This window comes from Marinobacter sp. DUT-1 (assembly GCF_050379415.1).
GTDB lineage: Bacteria > Pseudomonadota > Gammaproteobacteria > Pseudomonadales > Oleiphilaceae > Marinobacter.
The window spans coordinates 709973-734231 of record NZ_JBNRLS010000001.1; the positions used below are offsets into that span (position 1 = coordinate 709973).

At 60.0% G+C, this 24259-nt stretch carries 19 protein-coding genes and 1 tRNA gene; 3 read left to right on the forward strand and 17 right to left on the reverse strand.

What is annotated here, in order from left to right:
• Positions 1-28 precede the first annotated feature (28 nt).
• Positions 29-1894, forward strand: a complete 1866-nt coding sequence (locus ACQUTG_RS03280; protein ID WP_428918453.1) for a DUF4105 domain-containing protein — start codon at positions 29-31, stop codon at positions 1892-1894.
• Complete coding sequence (locus ACQUTG_RS03285) at positions 1864-2757, forward strand: alpha/beta hydrolase (protein ID WP_428918018.1); 894 nt, start codon at positions 1864-1866, stop codon at positions 2755-2757. The genes ACQUTG_RS03280 and ACQUTG_RS03285 overlap by 31 nt, the downstream gene beginning before the upstream one ends.
• 110 nt (positions 2758-2867) lie before the next feature.
• On the opposite strand, the gene pnp is transcribed toward ACQUTG_RS03285, so the two are convergent.
• The 14 genes from pnp to rlmE all read right to left on the reverse strand — a co-directional run bounded on the left by pnp (position 2868) and on the right by rlmE (position 18469).
• Positions 2868-4982 (reverse strand): polyribonucleotide nucleotidyltransferase, encoded by a 2115-nt coding sequence (pnp, locus tag ACQUTG_RS03290; RefSeq protein ID WP_428918454.1) that lies wholly within the window; start codon positions 4980-4982, stop codon positions 2868-2870.
• A 500-nt stretch (positions 4983-5482) separates the two neighbouring features.
• The gene (rpsO, locus tag ACQUTG_RS03295; RefSeq protein WP_428918019.1) at positions 5483-5752 is read right to left on the reverse strand and encodes a 30S ribosomal protein S15; all 270 of its coding nucleotides are present in this window, start codon (positions 5750-5752) and stop codon (positions 5483-5485) included.
• Between the two features lie 78 nt (positions 5753-5830).
• Positions 5831-6757 (reverse strand): tRNA pseudouridine(55) synthase TruB, encoded by a 927-nt coding sequence (gene truB, locus ACQUTG_RS03300; RefSeq protein WP_428918020.1) that lies wholly within the window; start codon positions 6755-6757, stop codon positions 5831-5833.
• On the reverse strand, positions 6754-7185 hold the full coding sequence (gene rbfA, locus ACQUTG_RS03305; protein WP_428918021.1) for a 30S ribosome-binding factor RbfA: 432 nt from the start codon (positions 7183-7185) through the stop codon (positions 6754-6756). Before rbfA ends, truB begins: the two co-directional genes overlap by 4 nt.
• Positions 7185-9764 carry a translation initiation factor IF-2 gene (gene infB, locus ACQUTG_RS03310; RefSeq protein ID WP_428918022.1) on the reverse strand — a complete coding sequence of 860 codons (2580 nt, stop codon included), beginning with the start codon at positions 9762-9764 and terminating at the stop codon, positions 7185-7187. The genes rbfA and infB overlap by 1 nt, the downstream gene beginning before the upstream one ends.
• Positions 9765-9782: 18 nt before the next feature.
• Positions 9783-11276 (reverse strand): transcription termination factor NusA, encoded by a 1494-nt coding sequence (gene nusA, locus ACQUTG_RS03315; RefSeq protein WP_428918023.1) that lies wholly within the window; start codon positions 11274-11276, stop codon positions 9783-9785.
• 54 nt (positions 11277-11330) lie between these two features.
• Complete coding sequence (rimP, locus tag ACQUTG_RS03320; RefSeq protein ID WP_092003906.1) at positions 11331-11792, reverse strand: ribosome maturation factor RimP; 462 nt, start codon at positions 11790-11792, stop codon at positions 11331-11333.
• A 327-nt stretch (positions 11793-12119) separates the two neighbouring features.
• Positions 12120-12204 (reverse strand) — tRNA-Leu (locus ACQUTG_RS03325).
• Positions 12205-12212: 8 nt separating this feature from the next.
• A complete protein-coding gene (gene secG, locus ACQUTG_RS03330) occupies positions 12213-12590 on the reverse strand; it encodes a preprotein translocase subunit SecG (protein WP_428918024.1) in 378 nt (125 codons plus the stop codon).
• A gap of 18 nt (positions 12591-12608) precedes the next feature.
• Positions 12609-13373, reverse strand: a complete 765-nt coding sequence (gene tpiA, locus ACQUTG_RS03335; RefSeq protein ID WP_428918025.1) for a triose-phosphate isomerase — start codon at positions 13371-13373, stop codon at positions 12609-12611.
• Positions 13374-13448: 75 nt separating this feature from the next.
• Positions 13449-14792: a phosphoglucosamine mutase gene (gene glmM / locus ACQUTG_RS03340; RefSeq protein WP_428918026.1), complete on the reverse strand. Its 1344-nt coding sequence runs from the start codon at positions 14790-14792 to the stop codon at positions 13449-13451.
• Entirely contained in the window at positions 14792-15622 is an 831-nt protein-coding gene (folP, locus tag ACQUTG_RS03345) for a dihydropteroate synthase (RefSeq protein WP_428918027.1), read from the reverse strand. The genes glmM and folP overlap by 1 nt, the downstream gene beginning before the upstream one ends.
• A gap of 101 nt (positions 15623-15723) precedes the next feature.
• Positions 15724-17667 (reverse strand): ATP-dependent zinc metalloprotease FtsH, encoded by a 1944-nt coding sequence (gene ftsH / locus ACQUTG_RS03350; protein WP_428918028.1) that lies wholly within the window; start codon positions 17665-17667, stop codon positions 15724-15726.
• Positions 17668-17848: 181 nt separating this feature from the next.
• Complete coding sequence (gene rlmE, locus ACQUTG_RS03355; RefSeq protein WP_428918029.1) at positions 17849-18469, reverse strand: 23S rRNA (uridine(2552)-2'-O)-methyltransferase RlmE; 621 nt, start codon at positions 18467-18469, stop codon at positions 17849-17851.
• A gap of 167 nt (positions 18470-18636) precedes the next feature.
• Here rlmE and yhbY point away from each other — a divergent pair, with 167 nt between their 5' ends.
• Positions 18637-18948: a ribosome assembly RNA-binding protein YhbY gene (gene yhbY, locus ACQUTG_RS03360; RefSeq protein WP_428918030.1), complete on the forward strand. Its 312-nt coding sequence runs from the start codon at positions 18637-18639 to the stop codon at positions 18946-18948.
• Between the two features lie 191 nt (positions 18949-19139).
• Here yhbY and greA read toward each other — a convergent pair whose 3' ends face one another.
• The 3 genes from greA to carA form a co-directional block, all read right to left on the reverse strand.
• A complete protein-coding gene (gene greA, locus ACQUTG_RS03365; protein WP_372987798.1) occupies positions 19140-19619 on the reverse strand; it encodes a transcription elongation factor GreA in 480 nt (159 codons plus the stop codon).
• A gap of 4 nt (positions 19620-19623) precedes the next feature.
• Positions 19624-22842 (reverse strand): carbamoyl-phosphate synthase large subunit, encoded by a 3219-nt coding sequence (gene carB / locus ACQUTG_RS03370; RefSeq protein ID WP_428918031.1) that lies wholly within the window; start codon positions 22840-22842, stop codon positions 19624-19626.
• A gap of 81 nt (positions 22843-22923) precedes the next feature.
• The gene (gene carA / locus ACQUTG_RS03375) at positions 22924-24054 is read right to left on the reverse strand and encodes a glutamine-hydrolyzing carbamoyl-phosphate synthase small subunit (RefSeq protein WP_428918032.1); all 1131 of its coding nucleotides are present in this window, start codon (positions 24052-24054) and stop codon (positions 22924-22926) included.
• Positions 24055-24259 lie beyond the last annotated feature (205 nt).

Genomic DNA, 24259 nt, shown 5'->3' on the forward strand with positions numbered 1-24259 from the left:
TCCCCAACGACCCGGATCATTCTTCTCCATGGGCCAGACCGTGCGTTTCGGGCAAGTGATTCTCTGCCTTGCCTTCAGCTTCAACCTCCACGCCAACGAACAACCGACTCCAGAAACCCTGCACCAGGACCCGGCCTGGCTGACACTGGGCCACTACCACACCGACACCTTCGGAGATGGTTACACCAGTCAGGCCGATGACCCTGCTTTCTTCCTGAGCGAGAATGGCAAGCACTCGCCCCGGGCCGAACTGGAAGCCACCCTGGCGGCAATCCAGGAGCCCGGCGGTGGCAACGATCATGCCCGCTGCCGTTTCCCGGCCCGGGATGCCTGGCTCCGGGAACGTCTGAACCTGCCGGATTCCGAAGTATCCTGCCCGGACTACCAGGACTGGAAAGACACCCTGAATACCGAGACCGTTACCCTGGTGTTTGCAGCCTCCTACCTGAACAGTCCCTCATCCATGTTCGGGCACACCTTCCTCCGGCTGGACCCACCCCAGGAGGACGAGGAAACCAACCTGCTGCTGGCCAATACCATTTCCTATGCGGCCGATGCAGCCGCCCACGACAGTGAAATCCTGTTCGCCTACAAGGGCATCTTCGGTGGCTATCCGGGCATCACCACGGTGCAACCCTATTACGAGAAGATCCGCCTGTACTCGGACATCGAACACCGGGACCTGTGGGAGTACACCCTGAACCTGGACCAGAGCGAGGTCGACCTGCTGCTGGCCCACGCCTGGGAAATCCGGGACAAGAACTTCGACTATTACTTCTTCGACGAAAACTGCGCCTACCGGCTGCTGGCGCTGATTGATGTGGCGCGCCCGGGAACCGACCTGCTGGAGGAAGTGAGCACTCACGCCATCCCCTCCGATACCGTCCGCTGGGTCGTGGACAAGAACCTGGTGGAAGAGGTGTATTACCGGCCCTCGGCGGCCACTTCGGTGGCTTACCAGATCTCGGAGCTGCCGGACGAGCAGCAGACCCTGTCCGCAGCCATTGCCAATGGCTATGTGGAAACCGATGCGCCCGAGCTGCAACAACTCAGTGACCGGGAACGGGCCAGGGTGCTGGATGCCACCTACGATTATGTGCGTTACCAGAGCGAGGCCGAAGGCTGGCCCAGGGAACATGCCGCGCCCCTCTCCCATGAGCTCCTGGTCTCCCGGAGCCGGATTGACGGCGTGGAAACCAGCTCCCGACCGCCGGAACCCGAGGTTCGCGACGACCAGGGCCATGACACGTTCCGGGTGAGCCTCGGCGCCGGTCAATTGGCTCACCGGGAATTTACCCAGCTCACCTTCCGTCCGGCCTACCATGACGTGCTGGACCCGCCAGCGGGTTACCGGCCCGGGGCACAGCTGCAGTTCCTGCGCCTCGATGCCCGATACTACACCGACAACGACGAGTTGCAGGTGGAGCAACTGGTGGGCGTGGAAATCCGTTCCCTGAGCCCGAGGGACCAGTTCTTCTCGCCGCTGTCCTGGCAGGTCGGGTTTGGTGGAAGACGGACGGACACAGGAAATGACCGGGTACTGACACCCTACCTTGAAGGGGGCGCCGGAGGCAGCTGGGCTCTGGGGGATTCCACCCAGGCTTTCGCTATCGCCACCGCGGACCTGGAAATCGACGACGACCTGCGCCGGGGCTACGACGCCGCGCCGGGCGCGGACCTCGGCGTGCTATACCAGAACAACCGGTTCAGCCTGATGGCCGGCGCCCGAACCAAGGCCTGGATTGTCAGCAGCCAGCATCGCCAGGATCAGGCCTATATCAAGGGCAACTGGCACTTCGGCCGGGAATTCAGCCTGTTTGCCGAGTTCACCCGGGAAGACCATTACGACAGGTACCAGAGCACATGGCACGCCGGACTGCACGCTTACTTTTGAGTCTCAGGAAACCACTGCTCACCGTCTTGATTGCCGCTTTGGCGGTTGTTCAGGGCGGCTGCAGCAGTGTTTTCTTCTACCCCGATGACATCACCTATGTCACCCCGGACCGGCTCAACCTCGATTACGAGGACGTCTATCTGGATACCGCGGACGGCGAGAGGCTTCACGGCTGGTGGCTGCCGGCCCGGACGAACGGCGATGAGCCCCAGGGTACGGTGTATTTCCTGCACGGCAATGCCCAGAACATCAGCAGTCATATCCTGAACGTCGCCTGGCTGCCCGAGCAAGGCTATAACGTGTTTACCATCGACTACCGGGGCTTCGGCCGGTCCACCGGTGAGGCGGACATAGAGGGCGCCCTGCACGATGTGGAGACCGGGTTTCGCTGGCTGGTTAACCGGGATGACGTGGCCGACAAGCCCATTTTTATGCTCGGCCAGAGCCTTGGTGGTGCACTCGGGATTGCCCTCGCCAGTGAATGGGTTGTACGGGCGGAACGCCCGGCGCTGGACGGCATTATCCTCGACGGCACCTTCGCCGGCTTCCGGCGCATTGCCCGGGAAAAGCTTGATGCTTTCTGGCTGACCTGGCCGTTCCAGGTGCCACTGGGCTGGACCATCCCCGCCGAATACGAGGGTCTGGAAAGGATTGACGACATTTCACCGGTGCCGGTGATGGTGATTCACAGCGCGCGGGACGGGATTATTCCGTTTCACCATGGAGTGGCGCTGTATGAGGCTGCCAGGGAGCCGAAGCGGTTTCTGCGGACGGATACGGGGCATGGGTCGACGTTTGTGATTCCGGCTTATCGGGAGGCGGTTTTGGAGTTTATGGGAGAGGGTGAAAGTGGGGTCAGATGAAGGCTTTCATCTGACCCCGGCTTAGGCTTAGAGACCCGACTCCGGGGTTTCGGGCACAAAAAAGGGGTCAGAAGAAAGCGTTCTTCTGACCCCGTCTTTACCGCTGGCTATCAGTCAGTGAAGTCGGTCGGCTGCTCGCCTTCCTTCACTTCCTTCATGGACAGCTTCACGCGGCCGCGGTTGTCCACGTCCAGGACCTTGACCAGAACTTCCTGGCCTTCGCTGAGCTCGTCGGTGACGTTCTCGATGCGGCGGTCGGAGATCTGGGAGATGTGTACCAGACCATCCTTGCCGGGCAGGATGTTGACGAAGGCACCGAAGTCCACAATGCGCTCAACGCGGCCCTTATAGATGGCACCAACCTCGATCTCGGCAGTGATTTCCTTGACGCGGTTGACCGCAGCCTGGGCTGCCGCCTGGTTGTCCGCGTAGATCTTCACATTGCCGTCGTCGTCCAGGTCGATTGAAGCGCCGGTCTCGTCGCAGATACCACGGATCACGGAACCGCCCTTACCGATCACGTCACGGATCTTGTCCGGGTGGATCTTGATGGTGGTGATGCTCGGTGCCCGGTCGGACAGCTCGGCACGCGGCTCGGCGATCACCTTGTTCATCTCGCCCAGGATGTGCAGACGTGCTTCATGCGCCTGCTCCAGAGCGATTTCCATGATCTCGTCGGTGATGCCGTTGATCTTGATGTCCATCTGCAGGGCAGTAACACCGTCTTTGGTACCGGCAACCTTGAAGTCCATGTCGCCCAGGTGGTCTTCGTCACCCAGGATGTCGGTCAGAACCGCGAACTTGTCGCCTTCCTTGACCAGACCCATGGCGATACCGGCAACCGGCGCCTTGATGGGCACACCCGCGTCCATCAGTGCCAGGCTGGAACCACAAACAGAGGCCATGGAGCTGGAACCGTTGGATTCGGTGATCTCGGAAACGGCACGGATTGCGTACGGGAATTCTTCCAGGGTCGGCATAACTGCCAGCACACCACGCTTGGCCAGACGACCATGACCCACTTCACGACGGCCCGGAGAGCCGACACGACCAGCTTCGCCTACGGAGTATGGAGGGAAGTTATAGTGGAACAGGAACGGGTCTTTGCGCTCGCCTTCCAGGGCGTCAATGATCTGCACGTCCCGGGAAGTACCAAGGGTAGCGGTCACGATGGCCTGGGTCTCGCCACGGGTAAACAGGGCGGAACCGTGGACGCTGGGCAGAACGCCCACTTCGATTTCGATCGGACGAACCGTCTTGTTGTCACGACCATCGATCCGCGGTTTGCCATCGATAACCTGCTGGCGAACCACGTTCTTCTCGATCTTGCCGAAGTACTTCTTGACCTCGTCATCGGACGGCTGACCTTCCTCTTCGCCGGCGAACTTCTCTACCGCAGCGGATTTGATCTCGCCCAGACGCTCGTAGCGGGCCATCTTGTCGCGAATACCGTACGCTTCTTCGATAGCACCACTGAATTCGCCCTTGATAGCTTCGAGCAGATCGGTGTTTTCCGGCTCGGGTTTCCACTCCCAGCGCGGCTTACCAACTTCTGCGGCAAACTCCTTGATAGCGGAAATCGCAGTCTGCATCTGCTGGTGCGCGAACAGTACACCACCGAGCATCTGGTCTTCGCTCAGGCCATTGGCTTCGGATTCAACCATCAGCACCGCGTCTTCTGTGCCAGCCACAACCATGTTCAGCATGGAATTTTCCAGCTGTTCGAAAGACGGGTTCAGGAAGTAACCGTTCTCGTCGGTGAAGGCAACACGGGCGGCACCGATCGGGCCATCAAACGGAATACCGGAAACTGCCAGCGCGGCGGAGGCTGCCAGCATCGCGGCGATATCCGGATCGTGCTCCTTGCTGGCAGACATAACGGTACAGATCACCTGTACTTCGTTCATGAAGCCGTTCGGGAACAGCGGGCGGATCGGACGGTCGATCAGGCGGGAGGTCAGGGTTTCCTTTTCGGAAGGACGACCTTCACGCTTGAAGAAACCACCCGGGATCTTGCCGGCGGCGTAGGTCTTCTCCTGATAGTTCACAGTCAGCGGGAAAAACGGCTGACCCGGCTTCGCTTCCTTGGCGCCGACAACGGTACCCAGAACAGCGGTGTCACCGGTAGAGACCAGTACCGAACCGGTAGCCTGACGGGCAATACGGCCGGTTTCCAGGGTGAAGGTTTCCCCACCCATTTCGAATGTTTTCTTGGTTGGTTGCAAATGCACAACAAACTCCTGATTTTTCAGTCATGAATCCGGGGTTTGCCGTGAAGGTGGGGTCCGATGAAAGCTTTCATCTGACCCCGTTTTCAGGCCGAACCCGGAGTGTTGAACCTGGGGTCAGATGAAGGCTTTCATCTGACCCCGTTTTCAAGTCAGCTCCAGAGTATGGAACCCGGGGCCAGATCAGCTGATCTGCCCCCTTTTTTGTCTGACTGCAGGTGCTTGCGTGATACTCGGAAGGGACAACCCGTCTGAAAGCTAACAGGCTGTTGCAAAACCCCGGTCAAAAGGATGGCTCATCAATGCCATCCGGCCCGGGCTTTTCAACAACCTGCTATCAATTTCGGCTTTCGGTTACGACAGGGAATCCTTCGGTATCACTGACAAATCAACTGCAGCTCTTTGCGCTTGAGAAAAGCTCAACCGGGGGCCCGGGGGCCCGCCGGTTGACGGCCTGTTCCAGCACGGGGAACAGGCCCCAGGTCGAACAACCCGGATTAGCGACGCAGACCCAGACGCTGGATCAGGTCCAGGTAACGGTCAGCGTTCTTACGCTTCAGGTAGTCCAGCAGCTTACGACGCTGGTTTACCATCCGGATCAGGCCGCGGCGGGAATGGTGATCCTGCTTGTTGGCCTTGAAGTGATCCTGCAGCTTGTTGATGTTGGCGCTCAGCAGTGCCACCTGAACTTCAGGGGAACCGGTATCGCCATCACCTTGCTGATAATCCTTGACGATCTGTGCTTTCTCGTTGGCAGAAAGTGCCATATTTCACCTCATTGGTTGCGATGCTGATAAATCCGGCCGAACCGCGCATCTCTACAGCCCGGCTATGCAGCGCCTTGACTAACGTCCGGCGCTGCCTTTCACCAGCCGACGGGGGACCAACAGGACCCGCTCGCCTTCCGGGAAAGCTTCTGCCAACCCGATGAAACCCTGCTCGCCGTAGAGGCGCACAAAGCCTTCAAGAGGTTGACTGCTTATTCTAACCTGTTGCCCGTTCAAGATCGATACCGCTGCACTTCCCTCCAGGCGCACCTCGGGGAACATGGACAGCGCGCTGTCAGGAGCCTGGAGCAGGCCATCAAGGCTCTCGCCACGCTCACGCATGGCTTCCAACTCACTGACGTCATGGGCGTTTGCCAGGGTAAACCCGGACGCCATGGTCCGGCGCAAGGCATTCACGTGGGCGCCGCAGCCCAGAGCCTCGCCAATATCCTCAACCAGTGAGCGAATGTACGTACCCTTGGTGCAGCTGACCGCCAGATCCATCTCGTTGTCCCGCAGCTCCAGCAGGGTCAGCGCGTAGATAGTGACCGGCCGCGCCGGTCGCTCCACCTCGATGCCTTCCCGGGCGTACTCGTACAGGGGGCGTCCCTTGTGCTTGAGCGCGGAATACATGGATGGGACCTGCTCGATAGCACCCCGGAAGCGGTCGAGAACGGCTTCCACCTGGCCCGCATCGAGGGGCGGCACCGGTTTCTCCTCGACGACCTGACCCTCACTGTCACCGGTTTCGGTGCGCACACCAAGCCGGGCCGTGGTGATGTAGGCCTTGTCGCTGTCGAGCATCATCTGGGAGAACTTGGTGGCTTCCCCGAAGCACAGGGGCAGGACGCCCGTGGCCAGCGGATCAAGGGCGCCGGTATGGCCGGCCTTGGCCGCGCCATACAGTCGCTTTACTTGCTGGAGGATACCGTTGGAAGTGACGCCCTGGGGCTTATCGATTACCAGAATGCCGTTTACATCACGGCCTTTGCGTCTTCGGCTCAAGCGTCTCGCTCCGGATTGTCCGAGACCGGATCGTCATTGTCATCCCGGGGTACGGCCGGCTTGTCGCCAACCGCTTCACGGATGAGCTTGTCCATTTTCCGGCTGTGACCGAGCAGGGTGTCGAAGTGGAAGCGCAAGTGGGGAACCACCCGCAGCTTCATGGCACGCCCCACCTGACCACGCAGGAAACCGGCCGCCTTGTTCAGGACAGCCAGGGACTCCTTGACCTCCGGAGACTCTTCAGTGAGCTCCTCGGTGGAGAGCAGTGATACATAGATGTCGGCATAGCCCAGGTCACGGCTGACCTTCACGTCATTGACCGTGACCATACCTACCCGCGGGTCCTTGATTTGCCGCTGGATAAGCTGGGCCAGCTCCCGCTGCATCTGATCGCCGATGCGATCCAGTCGACTGAACTCGCGTGCCATCAGGCCCCCGTAGATTCGAGCTTACGCTCGACCCTGACGCGATCGAACACCTCGATCTGGTCACCGACCTTCACGTCGTAGCCCTTGACGCCGATACCGCACTCCATGCCGTTACGGACTTCCGGAACGTCGTCCTTGAAGCGACGCAGGGATTCCAGTTCGCCCTCAAAGATCACCACGTTGTCACGCAGTACCCGGATCGGCTTGTTCCGGTAAACGGTGCCTTCAACCACCATACAGCCGGCCACCTGGCCAAATTTCGGTGAGCGGAAGGTATCCCGCACCTCGGCGATACCGACGATGTCTTCCCGGAATTCCGGTGCCAGCATGCCGGTCAGGGCCGCCTTCACGTCATCGATCAGGTTGTAGATGATGCTGTAGTAGCGCAGATCCAGACCTTCCTGCTCCACCAGACGCTTGGCAGCGGAGTCGGCACGGACGTTGAAGCCGAAGATAACCGCGTTGGTGGCGGCCGCCAGACTCACATCCGTCTCGGCGATACCACCGACACCGGAGGACACGATCTTGACCTGGACTTCATCGTTGCCAAGATCCAGCAGGGCCTTGGTAATCGCTTCCAGGGAACCGCGAACGTCGGTCTTCAGGATCACGTTCAGGGTCTTGACCTCGTCCTTGCCCATGTTCTCGAACATGTTTTCCAGCTTGGCCGCCTGCTGACGCTGCAGACGTTGCTCACGCTCACGGGTCTGACGGAACTCGGCCAGCTCTTTGGCCTTCTTTTCGTCAGCCACAGCGAAGAACTCGTCACCGGCATCCGGGGTACCGTTCAGGCCAAGAATCTCGACCGGAATGGACGGACCGGCTTCCTTGACCTGTTTGCCCGCTTCGTCGGTCATGGCGCGAACCTTGCCGAAGAAGGAACCGGCGACAACCATGTCACCCTGGCGCAGGGTACCGTTCTGAACAAGAACGGTCGCCACCGAACCACGGCCACGTTCCAGGCTGGATTCAACGACAACACCTTTGGCCGGCGCGTCCGGAGAGGCTTCCAGCTCCAGCATTTCCGACTGCAGCAGAACCGCTTCGAGCAGGTCCTCGATGCCCTCGCCGGTATGCGCTGACACCGGCACGAACTGGGTGTCACCACCCCAGTCTTCGGGGATCACATCCATACCCGCCAGCTCGTTCTTGATACGGTCCGGATCAGCCTCTTCCTTGTCCATCTTGTTGATGGCAACCACGATGGGAACGCCGGCAGAGCGGGCATGATCCACCGCTTCCTTGGTCTGCGGCATCACGCCGTCATCGGCAGCCACGACCAGGATAACGATATCGGTACACTGGGCACCGCGCGCCCGCATGGCGGTAAACGCCGCGTGGCCCGGGGTATCCAGGAAGGACACCATGCCGTGATCGGTTTCCACATGGTAGGCACCGATGTGCTGGGTAATACCACCGGATTCTCCGGCAGCCACCTTGGTGCGACGGATGTAGTCCAGCAGCGAGGTCTTGCCGTGGTCAACGTGACCCATCACGCTGATAACCGGCGCCCGCTTGATCTTCTCTTTGCCCTCGGCGGTTTCGGTGAGCTCGCTCAGGACTTCTTCTTCGAAGGCATCCTCGCTCACCGCCTTGGCCTTGTGACCAAGCTCCTCGGTTACCAGGATGGCAGTCTCCTGGTCCAGGGCCTGGTTAATGGTAGCCATCACGCCCATACCCATCAGGGTCTTGATGACATCTGCGGCCTTGACGGCCATGCGCTGGGCAAGGTCACCCACGGTAATCGTTTCAGGAATCTCTACTTCTCTGACCATTGGTTTGGTCGGCCTCTCGAAGCCGTGACGCTTCTCTTTGGGTTTCTTTTTCATACGCAGCGACTTGCGCGGCGCAGACTCTTCCTCGTCCTCGGACAGGATAACCGGCTCTTCCACCGGACGACTGCGAGGACCACGGTGACCAGCCTGCTTCTTCTTCGGCTTGCCTTCCTCGAGTTCTTCACCGCGTTCACGGCCCTTCTCTTTCTTCTTCTTGGGCTTGCGATCCTTGCCCTCTTTCTCGGGCGGCGGAATCGGCACTTCTTCCGGCTGCGGCTCGGGTTGAACGGCAGGCTCTGCCGCTTCCTCGGGCTCTTCGGCCCTGGGTTCCTCGGCCTTCGGAGCTTCCTCCTTCGCGGCAGCCTCTGCTTCTGCAGGCTTCTCGGCCTCCGGCTTCGGCGCTTCGGCTTCCGCAGTCACCTTCGGTGCTTCCTCTGCAGGCGCCGACGCTTCAACCGGCTTCTGCTCTTCGGCTTTCTCTTCCGGTTTGGGCGCTTCCGCTTCAGGCTGCAATTCTGCGCGCTTGATGTACGTGCGACGCTTGCGAACCTCGACATTCACTGTCTTGGCCTTGCCCGCCTTCAGGGTTGTTGTGGTCTTGCGCTTCAGGGTGATCTTGCGGGGCTCTGCCTCCGCCTCACCGTGCGTCTTTCTCAGATAGGCCAGCAACTGCTGCTTCTCATCGCTGGTTACAGCATCGTTCTCGGAACGGGCATCAAGGCCTGCCTCGACAATCTGCTTCAGCAAACGATCCACGGGAGCGCCTACATCTGCGGCCAGTTGTTTTACCGTTACTTCAGCCATACTGGTCCTCCTCCCGAATTAAGCCTGGTCTTCAAACCAGGGGGCACGCGCCGTCATAATCAGCTGACCGGCACGCTCTTCATCCATACCTTCAATATCGAGCAGGTCATCTACTGACTGCTCAGCCAGATCTTCCATGGTGCGAACACCCATTCCGGCCAATTTGAATGCCAGCGACCGATCCATGCCCTCCATATTGAGCAGATCTTCGGCCGGCTCGGCTCCCTCGAGCGCCTCTTCACTTGCCAGTGCCTGGTTCAACAGAACGTCCTTGGCGCGGCGGCGCAGCTCGGTCACCGTTTCTTCATCAAAACCTTCAATCGACAGCATTTCCTCCATCGGGACATAGGCCACTTCTTCCAGGGAAGTGAAGCCTTCCTCGATCAGTACGCTGGCGAATTCCTCATCAACATCGAGGTTGGAGGTGAAATGGTCCAGCAGGCGATTGTATTCCTGCTCCTGACGTTCACCGGCTTCTTCCTCGGTCATCACGTTCAGGGTCCAGCCGGTCAGTTCCGTCGCCAGGCGCACGTTCTGGCCGTTACGGCCAATGGCCTGGGCCAGGTTGTCCTCGGCTACTGCCACATCCATGGTGTGCCGATCCTCGTCGATGACGATGGAGGCCACTTCGGCCGGCGCCATGGCATTGATCACCAGCTGTGCGGGGTTGTCGTCCCACAGCACGATGTCCACACGCTCACCGCCCAGCTCGTTGGAGACGGCCTGGACACGGGAGCCACGCATACCGACACAGGCACCGACCGGGTCGATGCGACGGTCATTGGTCTTGACCGCAATCTTGGCGCGGGAACCGGGGTCACGGGCAGCGCCGCGGATCTCGATCAGGTCTTCGGCAATCTCCGGCACTTCGATCCGGAACAGCTCGATCAGCATCTGCGGCGCGGTCCGGCTCAGGATCAGCTGCGGGCCGCGGTGGTCAGTGCGGATCTCCAGCAGCAGTGAGCGAACGCGGTCACCCATGCGGAAGGTTTCCCGGGGAATCAGGTGTTCCCGGGGCAACAGCGCCTCGGCATTGCCGCCCAGATCAACGATGACATTGTCACGGGTCACTTTCTTGACGGTGCCGGAAACCAGCTCACCCACGCGATCGCGGTAGCTGTCCACGATCTTGGAACGCTCGGCCTCGCGGACCTTCTGGAAAATGATCTGCTTGGCGGCCTGGGCGCCGATACGACCGAAGGAAACAGACTCAACCTTCTCCTCGTACATGTCGCCGGGTTTCAGGTTCGGATCAATTTCTTCCGCCTCCTGAAGGGTCAGCTCAGTCCCCAGGGCAGGAACCTGATCGTTGTCGACCACCAGCCAACGGCGGAAGGTCTCGTATTCACCGGTGCGGCGATCAATGGCAACCCGGATATCCGCTTCTTCATCCTCGTAGCGTTTTTTGGCAGCGGTGGCGAGCGCAAGCTCGATCGCTTCGAAAATCACATCCTTCTCGACACCCTTCTCGTTCGAGACGGATTCGACCACCAGCAAGATCTCTTTACTCATTGGATTGCCCTGCCCTCAAAATAAACTGTGCGTCCACTGACTTTTCAATTCGACTCATTCAAATACCGGGACGATGTGTGCCTTTTCGATGCTGTCGAACGGCAACAGGTATTCGTGGTCATCCACCACGATCACCACATCGTCTCCTTCAACACCCTTGATCAGCCCCTGAAACTTGCGACGACCCTCGAAGGCCATGCGCAAACGAATCTTGACCTGATGGCCGACAAAGGCTTCGTACTGTTCAAGGCGAAACAGCGGGCGATCCATCCCCGGGGAGGAAACCTCCAGGGTGTACTCGGTCTGGATGGGGTCTTCCACATCCATCACACCGCTGATCTGACGACTGACTTTCTCGCAGTCGTCGATGGCGATGCCGTTCTCGGCATCGTCGATAAAGACACGCAACAGGGAGTGGTGGCCCTGGGAACGGAATTCAATCCCCCAGAACTCGTACCCCAGACCCTCGACGATCGGCCGAAGGAGGTCTTCCAGTTGTTTAATCTTGGCTGACAAAGTTATGCCATCTCCATTTCAGGAATTTTTACCGGCCCCACAAACAAAAAAAGGGCTGTTGATCAGCCCTTTTTATGCACCAGGGCCCGATGCGCCAGGCCCCTTAATCAAAAAGCCCCTTAAATTGGGGCCTTTTGTCGCAAGAACTCACAGAAAGCCGCTCTCACTACGAGCATGACCTCCTGCTGACAGACACCTGGCCTGCCAGGAAACCGGGGAACAGCCCACCGGCTCCAATATCCGCCGGAGTATAGAGACGCCGGCCGGACTGGTCAAGGACTGACCAAAAAAAACGGCCTGGAAAATCCAAGCCGTTTCTCTTAAATATGGTGCCCGGGGCCGGACTCGAACCGGCACGGCTTTCGCCACTACCCCCTCAAGATAGCGTGTCTACCAGTTTCACCACCCGGGCAACATCTCTTACTCGAGTTCGGGAAGATCGGAACCCTTCCCGCTCTCGGTTTCGCTGCTATCAGCGGAGTCGGCAGCAGGCTCGGCCGGAGCCTGCTCGGCGGATTCCTCTACTACCGGAATACCTGCCTCGCCTGCCACTTCAGCACGCTGCTTGGCGAACACCGCCAGCGAAAAACTAGTCACGAAGAACACGATCGCCAGGATCGTGGTCACACGGGTCAGGAAGCTACCGCTACCCTGACTACCAAATACGGTCTGGGAGGCACCGCCACCAAAGGCGGCACCTGCGTCGGCACCCTTGCCCTGCTGGATCAGAACGAGACCCACCAGTGCGACGGCAATGACGACGTGCACAACAACTACCAGTGTTTCCATCCAATCCATAACGAATCCCGCGAACCTTTAACCGTTGGTACCCGCCGGCATGGACCGGCAAATACTCACAAAATCTTCTGCAACCAGCGATGCACCGCCGATTAACCCGCCGTCGATATCAGGCTCGGCGAACAAAGCGGCCGCATTATCCGCTTTTACACTGCCGCCGTAAAGCAGAGAAATATCCTCTGACGGCGCGCCCATCTCAGCCAGCACCTTGCGGATTGCCGCATGCATGCTCTGGGCATCTTCGGCAGTGGCCGTTTTGCCGGTGCCGATGGCCCAAACCGGCTCATAGGCAACCACGATATCCGACCACTGACCGGCCTCCACACGGGCAAGCCCCTGCTTGACCTGGGCAGCCACAACCGCTTGGGCTTGCCCTGCTTCCCGCTGCTCGAGCGTCTCGCCAACACAAACCACGGCAGTAAGACCGCTGGCCAGAACCCGCTCCACCTTGGCGGCAACCACGTCATCCGATTCGCCGAAGTACTCGCGACGTTCGGAGTGACCGACCAGGGCGAAACCACAGCCCAGATCTTTTGCCATGTCAGCGGCTGTCTCACCGGTGTAGGCACCGGCAACCCACTGACTTACGTTCTGGACGCCCACACCGAGCACATCACCCGACTGATCGAGCACATCCCGGACATACAGGGCCGGAGGAATAATAACAACCTCCACGCCATTATCAAGGGTGTCCGCCTCAGCCCGCACATAACCGACAAGCTGCTTTGCCAGGTCCGCAGACCCGTTCATTTTCCAGTTTCCGGCTACGATCTTGCGACGCATAACTCTTCCCGAACGTAAGGGAGGGCGAACTATACAGCAGTCCCTGCCCTCACACAACCGATTGAAAACGCAAAATTACCTGCTCGATTGCTCGACCACACCGGCCAGCTCTTCGACCACCCGGACAATGTCCGCCTCGACCTGGCCTTCAACCATAACCCGGATCAAAGGCTCGGTGCCCGACGCCCGCAGCAGGACCCGACCGGCTTCGCCCAGCTCCGTTTCTGCCTGGCGCAAGGCGTCAACGATGTCGGCACGGGACAGCGGGTCAAAACGCTCCGCCACCCGTACATTAATCATCTTCTGGGGCAGTTTGGTCATGCCCTGGCGCAGCTCGGCCAGGGTCTTGCCGGACTTGTGGATAGCCAGCATCACCTGCAGGGCCGAGACAATGCCGTCGCCGGTGGTGGTGCAGTCCCGGATCACCATGTGACCGGAGCCTTCGCCGCCAAGCACCCAATCATTCGCCACCAGCCGCTCCATCACGTAGCGGTCGCCCACTTTGGCACGTTCGAAGTCGATACCGGCGTCTTTCAACGCCAGCTCAACACCGAGATTGGTCATCAGGGTACCGACCACCCCTCCTTTCAGCCTGCCCTCGGCATGGCGCTGGGAGGCAATGATGTACAGCAACTCATCGCCATCCACCTCCGAGCCATCGCGATCCACCATCAGCACCCGGTCACCGTCGCCGTCGAAGGCGATGCCCATATCGGCACCGTTCTCCACCACCGCGGCCTTGAGCGCATCCAGGTGGGTGGAGCCAACATTCAGGTTGATGTTCAGGCCATCGGGGTCAGCACCAATCACCGATACTTTTGCCCCCAACTCCCGGAACACCTTGGGGGCCACGTGGTAGGTGGCACCATGGGCGCAGTCCAGGACAATATGCAGGCCGTCCATGGTGAACTCGTTGGGCACCGTGCTCTTGCAGAACTCCACGTACCGGCCGGGCGCATCATCCACCCGTGACGCCTTGCCGAGTTCGGAGGGCTCGCAGACTTCCAGCGGGCGGTCCAGCCAGCGCTCGATTTCCGCCTCAAGGGCATCATCAAGCTTGGTGCCGGCGGACGAGAAGAACTTGATGCCGTTGTCGTGGTGCGGGTTGTGGGACGCACTGATCACGATACCGGCGGAGGCCCGAAAAGTGCGGGTAAGATAGGCAATGGCCGGGGTCGGCATCGGGCCCAGCAGCTTCACGTCAACACCCGCGGCAGACAACCCTGCTTCAAGCGCAGATTCAAACATGTAACCGGACAACCGGGTGTCCTTGCCGATCAGCACACTGTTGCGCTGACCATCTTTCTTGAACGCCTGGCCGGCAGCCCAACCCAGGCGCAGCATGAATTCCGGGGTAATCGGGAACTCACCGACCCGGCCACGAATACCGTCGGTACCAAAATATTTGCGATCGGACATCAACCCGCCTCCTTCATCGCCGCCACTACCCTGACGGCATCCACTGTTTCCCGGACATCGTGGACACGCACGATGCTGGCACCTTTCATGGCGGCTATTGTCGCGGCCGCAATGCTTGCGGGCAACCTTTCATCCACCTCACGGCCGGTAATCTTGCCCAACATGGATTTGCGGGAGATACCAATCAGCAGGGGGTGCCCCAGGATGTGGAGCTGTTCCATGGAGGCGAGCAACTGCAGGTTGTGCTCCAGACTCTTGCCGAAACCAAAGCCTGGATCGAGGATGATATTCTCCGGGAGCACGCCGGCCTGCTCCGCCACCCGCATGCGCTCGGTCAGGAACGAACTGACCTCCCGGCGGACGTTGCGGTACTCCGGGCGGTCCTGCATGGTGTCCGGCTCGCCCTGGATGTGCATGATGCACACGGGAATACCGGCCGCAGCGGCTGCCTCCGCGGCACCACTACGCTGAAGCGCGCGGACGTCGTTGATCAGTCCGGCCCCCAACCGTGCAGTCTCGGCCATCACTTCGGGGGAACTGGTATCCACGGAGATCACCGTATCCAGCTCCCCAGCGATCGCCTCCACCACCGGGCAGACCCGGTCCAGCTCTTCCTGCACAGACACCGGTGCCGCGCCTGGCCGGGTGGACTCACCACCAACATCAATGAAAGTCGCGCCATCGGCGACCATTTGCCGGGCCCGCACCAGGGCCGCGTCCCGGGAGTTGAATTTTCCACCGTCGGAGAAGGAATCCGGGGTAACGTTGAGGATTCCCATGACATGACAACGGGACATGTCCAACACCCGTCCGGCAAAGTTCATTTCCATAGCAAACCTTTTCTGAAAAACATTCAGCGGTACCAAAAACAAACGCCGCCCGGAGTCCGGGCGGCGCATTCAATCGACCTGTTTGTTGGTCTGGGAGCGGGTCAGTGCTCTCCGGCCGGCCGACCTACGCCAGGCTGGCGGCCATCATCGGAACCCTTCGGCTCCGGAGCCTTTTCCGGCTCGCCGGCCTGCACACCACCGGCCGGGCCACTGCCACCCCAACCCTTGGGCGGACGCGGCTCACGACCTTCCATGATGTCGTCGATCTGGTAGCGATCGATGGTTTCGTACTTCATCAATGCTTCGGCCATCAGGTCCAGCTTATCCCGGTTGTCGATCAGGATCTGCTTGGCGGTCTCGTAGCAGGTGTCGATAATGTTACGAACCTCCTCGTCGATCCGCTGGGCGGTTTCCGGCGAGTAAACCGTCTGTGACTGGCCAGCTGAACGACCCAGGAACGGCTCTTCGCTGTCGGTATCGTACTGCAGAGGACCCAGCTTCTCGGACAGGCCCCAACGAGTCACCATGTTCCGGGCAAGACTGGTGGCACGCTCGATGTCGTTGGAGGCACCGGTGGTGACACCATCGAAGCCTAGGGTCAGCTCTTCCGCGATACGGCCACCGAACAGACTGCAAATGGAGCTGATCAGGAAGCGCTTGCTGTGACTGTATTTGTCTTCTTCCGGCAGGAACATGGTCACACCCAGGGCACGGCCGCGGGGGATGATGCTCACCTTGTATACGGGATCGTGTTCGGGCATGAGACGGCCAACGATGGCGTGGCCTGACTCGTGGTAAGCGGTGTTCCGCTTTTCCTTCTCGCTCATGACCATGGACTTGCGCTCGGCGCCCATCATGATCTTGTCCTTGGCGAGTTCGAACTCTTCCATGGACACCAGACGCTGATTGCGGCGTGCGGCAAACAGGGCCGCCTCGTTCACCAGGTTGGCCAGATCCGCACCGGAGAATCCGGGTGTACCACGGGCAATCAGGACCGGCTCCACGCCGTCTGCCAGAGGTACCTTTTTCATGTGCACTTTCAGGATCTGCTCACGACCAATGATGTCCGGCAGACCAACCACGACCTGACGGTCGAAACGACCTGGACGCAGCAGGGCCGGGTCCAGAACATCCGGACGGTTGGTAGCGGCGATTACGATAACGCCCTCGTTACCTTCAAAGCCGTCCATCTCGACCAGCAACTGGTTCAGGGTCTGCTCACGCTCGTCGTGACCACCACCCATGCCGGCGCCACGATGACGACCGACCGCATCGATCTCGTCGATGAAGATGATGCACGGACTCTGCTTCTTGGCCTGCTCGAACATGTCACGGACACGGGACGCACCCACACCCACGAACATTTCCACGAAGTCGGAACCGGAAATCGAGAAGAACGGCACCTTGGCCTCGCCGGCAATCGCCTTGGCGAGCAGAGTCTTACCGGTACCCGGCTGACCGACCATCAGCACACCCTTGGGAATGCTGCCGCCCAGACGCTGGAACTTGCTGGGATCCCGCAGGAAGTCCACCAGTTCCTTCACATCTTCCTTCGCTTCATCGACACCGGCGACGTCCGCGAAGGTGGTCTTGATCTGGTCTTCACTCATCAGGCGCGCCTTGCTCTTGCCGAACGACATGGGGCCTTTGCCGCCACCGCCGCCCTGCATCTGGCGCATAAAGAAGACGAATAGAGCGATTATGATCAGTATCGGGAACGCTGCCACCAGCAGCTGTGTCCACAGGCTCTGGCGCTCAGGCTCCTTACCGATCACCTCGACGTTGTTCGCCAGCAGGTCGTCCATCAACTTGTTATCCGACACCTGGGGCCGGATCGTCTGGAACTGGGAACCGTCGCCGCGGGTACCCTGGATTTCCAGACCGTCAATGGTCACCCGCTGAACCTGGCCCTGCTGGACCATCTCCACGAACTGGGAATAGTTGACTTGTTGGCCGGTGGTGGTGGGAGAGAAATTCTGAAACACCATCAGCAGCACGGCGGCTATTATCAGCCAGAGAACCAGATTTTTTGCCATATCGTTCAAGGATCATCACCTGTGAATTGAAGGAAGCCCGATCAAAGACAACCTTTTCCGACACCTTACACCAATTGTACGCTCGTCCACCAGAAACGGCCCATCCGTAGCGGCCGCAGAGAAGGCGGAATCTGAAAACGGGGTCAGATGAACGCTTTCATCTGACCCCAACTTCAACTCTGACTCCACGCTAACCCTTGAAGCCCTTTCCCACCAGGTAGATCTCTCTCGACCTCGCCCGGGAAGAGTCCGGTTTCCGGCTTACAACGGTCTTGAAGCTGTCACGCATGTCAGCCAGCAATGCATCAAAGCCTTCACCCTGAAACACCTTGGCAACAAACACGCCTCCGGGCCGCAGTACCTGCCGGGCCATATCCAGGGCCAGTTCTACCAGCCCCATCGCCCGCGGAATATCTACCGCAGCCATACCACTCATATTGGGTGCCATATCCGAAATTACAACATCCGCCTGACGGTCACCCAGCAATTCCAGCAGCCTTTCGAAGACTTCATCCTCGGTAAAATCGCCCTGGACAAAATCCACACCGGCTATCGGATCCATGGGCAGGATGTCGCTGGCGATCACCACCCCCTTATCCCCCACGCGCTCCACGGCCACCTGGGACCAGCCGCCAGGCGCGGCACCGAGATCCACAACCAGCTGGCCCGGCCGAAACAGCTTGTCCTTCTTGTCCAGCTCAACGAGTTTGTAGCTGGCGCGGGAGCGATACCCTTCTTCCTGCGACTTTCTGACCCAAACGTCGTCGAAATGTTCCTTGAGCCAGCGATCGCTGGACTTGGACCGAGCCAAACCTACCTCCAAAATCTTTCTGGTACAGACCGCCTGTGGCCACCGTCGATACGGGTTAACAAGCATTTGCGGGGCCGAACGATCTGTTACAATCCGCAGATTATACGATTATGCCAGCGAATACGCCGCTGACCTTTTGTTAATTGCACCTATAAAGAGATTACATCATGAGTCTTTCACCGGAACAGCGCCGGGAATACCGGGCCATCGCCCACAACCTGAAACCCGTGATCATCGTGGGAGACAAGGGCCTGTCCGAAGGACTCCAGGAAGAACTGGAGCGCGCACTGAACGATCACGAACTGATCAAGATCAAGGTTGCCAGCCAGGACCGTGAAGCCCGCCAGGAAGCCATTACTGCCCTGTGTGAAGCATCGGGGGCCGAGGTGGTGCAGACCATCGGCAAGATTGCTGTCCTGCTGCGCCGGGCCAGGAAGCCGAACCCGAAGCTGTCCAACCTGCTTCGGCACAAGCACTGAGCAAAGCTCAAAAGAAAAGCCGGCTGCGGGGGACCGTAACCGGCTTTTTTGTGCCTGGGGTCTGGGGTGAAGATGGGGTCAGATGAACGTTTTCATCTGACCCCGGAGTTAGGCTGACCCCCAGGCTCGGGCACTGATGTTGGGGTCAGATGAAAGCTTTCATCTGACCCCGTTTTCACTCACTCACACCCTCAGATGTACTCCACCTCGGTAATCTCGTACTCCACGGTGCCGGACGGCACGCGGATCGCGACTACATCGCCTTCGTCCTTACCCACCAGGGCGCGGGCGATCGGGGAGGAGATGGAGAGCTTGCCCTGCTTGATATCGGCTTCGTCCTCGCCGACGATCTGGTAGGTCACTTCCTCATCGGTATCCACGTTTACCAGGTGCACGGTGGTGCCGAAGATGACCTTGCCGGTGTTCTCCATGGTGGTGACGTCAATCACCTGGGCAGCGGAGAGCTTGCCTTCGATTTCCTGAATCCGACCCTCGATGAAGCCCTGCTGCTCACGGGCAGCATGGTACTCGGCGTTTTCCTTGAGATCGCCGTGCTCACGGGCTTCAGCAATCGCCGCGATCACCTGCGGACGATCTTCGGACTTCAGCTTCTTAAGCTCCTCGCGGAGGCGGGCTTCACCCGCCTTGGTCATGGGTACTCTGTCAGCCATAGTCTTACTTTCCTGCGTGTAGATCCTGGAGACGACGAACAGTACGCTCCGGGCCAAACTTGATGGCCCGGCAGAAGGCTTCGCCACCCGCCAGTGTCGTTGTATAGGTCACCTTGGCCTGCAGGGCGGACTGGCGGATCTGCGCCGAGTCGGAAATCGCCTTGCGACCTTCAGTGGTGTTGATAATCAACTGCACCTTGCCGTTCTTGATGGCGTCGACGATGTGCGGACGGCCCTCACGGACCTTGTTCACCCGCTCAACCTCGATCCCGGCGGCTTCCAGCGCCTTCGCGGTACCGGTGGTGGCAATGATCTTGAAACCGGCATCGACCAGGTCCCGGGCAACCCTGGCGGCGCCGGGCTTGTCCACATCCCGCACGGACATGAAGGCGACGCCTTTGTCCGGCAGGCGCTCACCCACGGCCAGGGCCGCCTTGGCAAAGGCCTCGTCGAAGCTGTCACCCAGGCCCATGACCTCACCGGTGGACTTCATCTCCGGGCCCAGGATCGGGTCGACCGCCGGGAACTTGTTGAACGGGAACACCGATTCCTTCACCGCGTAGTAGCGCGGCACGATCTCCTGGGTGAAGCCGAGCTCCTTCAGGGTCTTGCCGGACATGACCCGGGCCGCAACCGCAGCCAGGGACACACCAATGGCCTTGGACACGAACGGTACGGTACGGGAGGCCCGCGGATTCACCTCGATCACATAGATCTCGTCGTCCTGCCAGGCCAGCTGCACGTTCATCAGCCCTACCACATCCAGCTCGATGGCCATCTTCTTGACGGCATCGCGCATCTCGTCCTGAACCTGCTGGGACAGGGTGTACGGCGGCAATGAACAGGCGGAGTCACCGGAATGTACGCCGGCCTGCTCGATGTGCTGCATGATGCCGCCGATAACCACATCCTCACCGTCGCAGATGGCGTCGATGTCCACCTCGATGGCAGCATTCAGGAAGTGGTCCAGCAGCACCGGGCTGTCGTTGGAGACCAGCACCGCACTGCGCATGTAGCGCACCAGCTCGGTCTCGTCGTAGACGATTTCCATGGCCCGGCCACCCAGCACGTAGGACGGGCGCACCACCAGCGGGTAACCGATTTCCCGGGCCGCCAGGATACCTTCCTCGTGACTCCGCACAGTGGCGTTCTGGGGCTGTTTCAGGCCCAGGCGGGTGATCATTTGCTGGAACCGCTCCCGGTCCTCGGCACGGTCGATGGCGTCCGGGCTGGTACCGATGATCGGCACGCCGGCCGCTTCCAGCCCACGGGCCAGTTTCAGTGGCGTCTGGCCACCGTACTGGACAATCACGCCCTTGGGCTTCTCGACGTAGATGATTTCCAGCACGTCTTCCAGGGTGATGGGCTCAAAGTACAACCGGTCGGAGGTGTCGTAGTCGGTGGACACGGTCTCCGGGTTGCAGTTGATCATGATGGTTTCGTAGCCGTCTTCACGCATGGCCAGGGCCGCGTGCACACAGCAATAGTCGAACTCGATGCCCTGGCCGATCCGGTTCGGGCCGCCACCGATCACCACGATCTTGTCGCGGTCGCTGGCATCCGACTCGCACTCTTCCTCATAAGTGGAGTACATGTAGGCGGTGTCGGAGGCGAATTCCGCGGCACAGGTGTCCACCCGTTTGTAAACCGGGCGGATGTTCAGGTCATGGCGCAGCTTGCGCAGGCTGACTTCGGAAATGCCCAGCAGTTTGGCCAGGCGGGCGTCGGAGAAACCCTTGCGCTTGAGGCGGAACAGGGTGGCCTGGTCGATGTCGGCCTTGCCGGCACTCCGGAGCGCCTCCTCCTCACGGATCAGGTCTTCGATCTGCACCAGGTACCAGGGGTCCACCTTGGTGTGGGCAAACACGTCTTCCACGCTCATGCCGGCACGGAAGGCATCACCGATGTACCAGATACGGTCGGCGCCGGGCACGTTCAACTCGCGGGTCAGGGTTTCCCGGGAATTCTCGGAATCCAGGTCATCGAGCTTCTCGTCAAAGCCTTCGGAGCCCACCTCCAGCCCGCGCAGGGCTTTCTGCAGGGATTCCTGGAAGGTCCGGCCGATGGCCATGACCTCACCCACGGATTTCATCTGGGTGGTCAGGCGGGCGTCGGCCTGGGGGAATTTTTCAAAGGTGAAGCGGGGAATCTTGGTGACCACATAGTCGATACTCGGCTCGAAGGAGGCCGGGGTCACACCGCCGGTGATTTCGTTCTGAAGCTCGTCCAGGGTGTAGCCCACTGCCAGCTTGGCCGCGACCTTGGCGATCGGGAAGCCGGTGGCCTTGGAGGCCAGTGCGGAGGAACGGGACACCCGCGGGTTCATCTCGATCACCACCATGCGACCGGTATCCGGATTGATACCGAACTGGACGTTGGAGCCGCCGGTTTCCACACCGATCTCACGCAGGACCGCCAGGGAGGCGTTCCGCATGATCTGGTATTCCTTGTCGGTGAGGGTCTGGGCCGGGGCCACGGTGATGGAGTCACCGGTGTGTACGCCCATGGCATCGAAGTTCTCGATGGAGCAGACGATGATGCAGTTGTCGTTCTTGTCCCGGACAACTTCCATCTCGTACTCTTTCCAGCCGATCAGGGATTCGTCAATCAGCAGCTCGTTGGTCGGGGACAAATCCAGGCCGCGGGTGCAGATTTCCTCGAACTCGTCCTTGTTGTAGGCGATGCCGCCACCGGAGCCGCCCATGGTGAAGGACGGACGGATGATGCACGGGAAGCCGATGTCCTCGGCCACTTTCCAGGCTTCGTCCATGGAGTGGGCGATGGCAGCGCGCGGGCACTCCAGGCCGATTTTCTTCATGGCCTTGTCAAAGCGGTCCCGGTCCTCGGCCTTGTCGATGGTGTCGGCATTGGCACCAATCATCTCGACGCCGTGTTTCTCCAGGATGCCGTGCTTTTCCAGGTCCAGGGCGCAGTTCAGTGCGGTCTGGCCACCCATGGTGGGTAGCAGCGCGTCCGGCTGCTCTTTCTCGATGATTTTCTCGACCGTCTTCCAGGTAATGGGCTCGATGTAGGTGGCATCGGCCATGACCGGGTCGGTCATGATGGTGGCCGGGTTGGAATTCACCAGGATGACCCGGTAACCCTCTTCGCGCAGGGCCTTACAGGCCTGGGCTCCGGAGTAGTCGAATTCGCACGCCTGCCCGATCACGATGGGGCCGGCGCCCAGGATCAGGATGCTTTGGATGTCTGTACGTTTTGGCATGTCTTGGTAAACCTGTCAGCAACTTTTGAATTCTTGCAGCGCAAAACGCGGCACCTGTGAGCTTTCCGGGGCGATCCGCACTCAGGCGGATCGCGTTTCCATCAGGCGGATAAACTCGTCAAACAGGGGCGCCACGTCGTGGGGACCGGGGCTGGCTTCCGGGTGACCCTGGAAGCTGTAAGCCGGCTTGTCGGTCCGGCGGATGCCCTGCAGCGTGCCGTCAAACAAGGACTTGTGAGTTGCCTCAACGTTTGCGGGCAATGTTGCCTCGTCCACGGCAAAGCCGTGATTCTGGCTGGTGATCATCACGGTGCCCTTGGCGATGTCCTGCACCGGATGGTTGGCGCCGTGGTGGCCATGGCCCATTTTCATGGTCTTGGCGCCACTGGCCAGGGCCAGCAACTGGTGGCCGAGGCAGATGCCGAATACCGGGATTTCGGTTTCCAGCACTTCCTGGATAGCCGTGATGGCATAGTCACAGGGCTCGGGGTCGCCGGGGCCGTTGGACAGGAAGATGCCGTCCGGATTCATGGCCAGCACTTCCGAAGCAGGAGTCTGGGCCGGAACAACAGTGATGTCGCAACCACGGGCGGCCAGCATGCGCAGAATGTTGAGCTTGACGCCGTAATCCCAGGCGACCACCTTGAATTTCGCCTCGGCGCGCTCACCATAACCGGAGCCCAAGGTCCACTCGGTCTGGCTCCATTGCCAGGTCTTGTCACAGGTGACTTCCTTGGCCAGGTCCATGCCCTTGAGTCCCGGGAACGCCTTGGCCAGCTCCAGGGCGCGCTCGGCGGTGGCATTTTCGCCGGCGACGATGGCGCCGTTCTGGGAGCCCTTGTCCCGTAGTATTCGGGTCAGGCGGCGGGTGTCGATGTCGGCAATTCCAACAACGTTGTTGCTTCGCAGGTAGTCCTGGAGGCTACCCTGGCTGCGCCAGTTGCTGGCCAGCAGGGGCAGGTCGCGGATGATCAGGCCGGCGGCCTGGATGCGGTCGGATTCGATATCCTCTTCGTTGACACCGGTGTTGCCGATGTGCGGATACGTCAGTGTGACGATCTGGCGAGAGTAGGACGGATCGGTCAGGATTTCCTGGTAGCCGGTCATGGCGGTGTTGAATACCACCTCGCCGCTGGTTTCTCCGTCAGCGCCCATGGCGGTGCCGTAGAAGAGGCTTCCGTCTGCGAGTGCAAGGATTGCTGGTGTGCTCAAGGCTTGTATCCTCATCGAGTGGCGGATAAGTTCGTCACGAACAGGAACGCAAGCGCAAATTCAGGTCGCAAAAAAGCGAGAGGGAGTAGAGACTCCGTCCCGCTTTTCATAAAACTCTTTTAGCTTCTCAAAGCTACGCTTGGTGCAGTTAAATCGCCTTATTGTAGGAAATTTGGCGCTTTCTGTCCACGGGAAATGTCCCTCC

Excerpts from the sequence above, each read along its gene's own strand:
- ACQUTG_RS03280 (WP_428918453.1), top strand. The coding sequence starts at position 29 with ATGGGCCAGACCGTGCGTTTCGGGCAAGTGATTCTCTGCCTTGCCTTC.
- ACQUTG_RS03285 (WP_428918018.1), top strand. The coding sequence starts at position 1,864 with ATGGCACGCCGGACTGCACGCTTACTTTTGAGTCTCAGGAAACCACTG.
- rpsO (WP_428918019.1), bottom strand. The coding sequence starts at position 5,752 with ATGGCACTTTCTGCCAACGAGAAAGCACAGATCGTCAAGGATTATCAG.
- rbfA (WP_428918021.1), bottom strand. The coding sequence starts at position 7,185 with ATGGCACGCGAGTTCAGTCGACTGGATCGCATCGGCGATCAGATGCAG.
- infB (WP_428918022.1), bottom strand. The coding sequence starts at position 9,764 with ATGGCTGAAGTAACGGTAAAACAACTGGCCGCAGATGTAGGCGCTCCC.
- nusA (WP_428918023.1), bottom strand. The coding sequence starts at position 11,276 with ATGAGTAAAGAGATCTTGCTGGTGGTCGAATCCGTCTCGAACGAGAAG.
- secG (WP_428918024.1), bottom strand. The coding sequence starts at position 12,590 with ATGGATTGGATGGAAACACTGGTAGTTGTTGTGCACGTCGTCATTGCC.
- tpiA (WP_428918025.1), bottom strand. The coding sequence starts at position 13,373 with ATGCGTCGCAAGATCGTAGCCGGAAACTGGAAAATGAACGGGTCTGCG.
- glmM (WP_428918026.1), bottom strand. The coding sequence starts at position 14,792 with ATGTCCGATCGCAAATATTTTGGTACCGACGGTATTCGTGGCCGGGTC.
- folP (WP_428918027.1), bottom strand. The coding sequence starts at position 15,622 with ATGGAAATGAACTTTGCCGGACGGGTGTTGGACATGTCCCGTTGTCAT.
- yhbY (WP_428918030.1), top strand. The coding sequence starts at position 18,637 with ATGAGTCTTTCACCGGAACAGCGCCGGGAATACCGGGCCATCGCCCAC.
- greA (WP_372987798.1), bottom strand. The coding sequence starts at position 19,619 with ATGGCTGACAGAGTACCCATGACCAAGGCGGGTGAAGCCCGCCTCCGC.
- carB (WP_428918031.1), bottom strand. The coding sequence starts at position 22,842 with ATGCCAAAACGTACAGACATCCAAAGCATCCTGATCCTGGGCGCCGGC.